This window comes from Microbacterium sp. BF1 (assembly GCF_019279095.1).
Taxonomy (GTDB): domain Bacteria; phylum Actinomycetota; class Actinomycetes; order Actinomycetales; family Microbacteriaceae; genus Microbacterium; species Microbacterium maritypicum.
In genome coordinates this window covers 1-1,877 of record NZ_JAGYWT010000474.1, presented here as the reverse complement: position 1 = coordinate 1,877, position 1,877 = coordinate 1, and the positions used below count along the sequence as shown (strand labels likewise).

Below are 1,877 nucleotides of genomic sequence, written 5' to 3'. Positions count from 1 at the left end.
GGGCCGTGTCCTCTTCGAGGTCGCGGGTGTCGACGAGGAGCTCGCACGCGAAGCTCTGACCCGTGCAATTCACAAGCTGCCGCTCAAGGCACGCATCATCAAGCGCGAGGAGGGCGACGCGTAATGGATCGCACCTGTCACCACTGCACGTCTGTTCACCATGCCTCCACCGTACGGCGTTCTCCCCGGATCGCGGACTCCCCCACGGGGCTGTCGCGGATCCCTCAGCCCTGTGATTCCGGGCCTCCGCTCTGTTACGTCACATTTCCCGTCTGTTGTTGACACGCACCGATATTCCGTACTCTCGCAGCAACGGCATCCGCCACCCGACCTTCCGACCACTTCTGGGGGAACCACATGTCCGCACCCGAGTCCTGGCGTTTCGAGACCAAGCAGATCCACTCGGGCGCTGCCCCCGACCCGGTCACCAAGGCACGTGCCACGCCGATCTACCAGACCACCTCCTACGTGTTCGACAGCGCGGACCACGCCGCCAACCTGTTCGCCCTCGCGGAGTTCGGCAACATCTACACCCGCATCCAGAACCCGACGCAAGACGTGTTGGAGCAGCGTCTCGCCGCTCTCGAAGGCGGCACCGGAGCCCTCGTCCTCGCCAGCGGCCAGGCCGCATCGACCTTCGCGGTCCTGAACATCGCCGAGGCCGGCGACCACTTCGTCGCCTCCAGCTCGATCTACGGCGGCACGTACAACCTCTTCAAGTACACGCTCGCGAAGCTCGGCATCGAGGTGACGTTCGTCGAGAACCAGGACGACCCCGAGGAGTGGCGTCGCGCGGTCCGCCCGAACACGAAGCTGTTCTTCGCGGAGACGATCGGCAACCCGCAGATCAACATCCTCGACATCCGCACCGTCGCCGACGTCGCGCACGAGAGCGGCGTCCCGCTGATCGTCGACAACACGATCGCCACCCCGTACCTGATCCGTCCGTTCGAGTTCGGCGCCGACATCGTCGTGCACTCGGTGACGAAGTTCCTCGGCGGTCACGGCACGACCATCGGCGGCGTCATCATCGACGGCGGAAAGTTCGAGTGGTCGAAGAACGTCGACAAGTTCCCCGGCCTCACGGTGCCGGACCCCTCGTACCATGGCGCCAGCTACACGGCCGCGGTCGGCGACGCCCTCGCCTACATCATCAAGGCCCGCGTGCAGCTGCTCCGCGACCTCGGCTCGGCGATCGCCCCGCAGAGCGCCTGGAACCTCATCCAGGGAGTCGAGACCCTGTCGCTGCGCATCGAGCGTCACGTGCAGAACGCCCAGGAGATCGCCGAGTGGCTCGACAGCCGTGATGACGTCGCGACCGTCAACTACTCGGGCCTGCCCTCCTCGCCCTGGTACGCCAAGGCGAACGAGTACGCCCCCAAGGGCGTCGGCGCTGTGCTGTCGTTCGAGCTCAAGGGCGGAGTCGAGGCGGGCCGCGAGTTCGTGAACAGCCTGTCCTTGTTCAGCCACCTCGCCAACATCGGCGACGTGCGCTCGCTCGTCATCCACCCCGCATCCACCACCCACGCGCAGCTGACGCCCGAGCAGCAGCTGACCGCCGGTGTGACGCCGGGCCTCGTCCGCCTCTCCGTCGGCATCGAGAACGTCGACGACCTCAAGGCCGACCTCGACCAGGCTCTCGCCGCGGCACGCCGCGTGTCGGAGGCTGCGCGCGCCTGACCCGCTCGCACTGCGAAGATGATGCCCCGGAGCTCACCGCTCCGGGGCATCTTCACGTGCACGGCTCGCTCGTCCGGCTGACCCACAGGCGGTTCCGTCGAGAATGGGATACCGCCGTGAGGAGAGCATGATCGACGTCGAACACCGACCGCCGCGCATCCGGCGATCCACCGTGCGGCGGCGGTGGCGGATCGCCG

The 1,877-nt window shown here is 66.9% G+C and carries 2 protein-coding genes; both read left to right on the top strand.

The window, feature by feature from the left end; genetic code table 11:
• A partial coding sequence (locus tag KZA10_RS13810; RefSeq protein ID WP_218683165.1) for a ribosomal protein L16 occupies window positions 1-124 on the top strand: 124 nt, incomplete at its 5' end.
• A 233-nt stretch (window positions 125-357) separates the two neighbouring features.
• Window positions 358-1,680, top strand: a complete 1,323-nt coding sequence (locus tag KZA10_RS13805; RefSeq protein WP_017831068.1) for a bifunctional o-acetylhomoserine/o-acetylserine sulfhydrylase — start codon at window positions 358-360, stop codon at window positions 1,678-1,680.
• Window positions 1,681-1,877 lie beyond the last annotated feature (197 nt).

Bases quoted from the DNA above. Each gene is read 5' to 3' on its own strand.
- KZA10_RS13805 (WP_017831068.1), top strand. From the start codon at position 358: ATGTCCGCACCCGAGTCCTGGCGTTTCGAGACCAAGCAGATCCACTCG.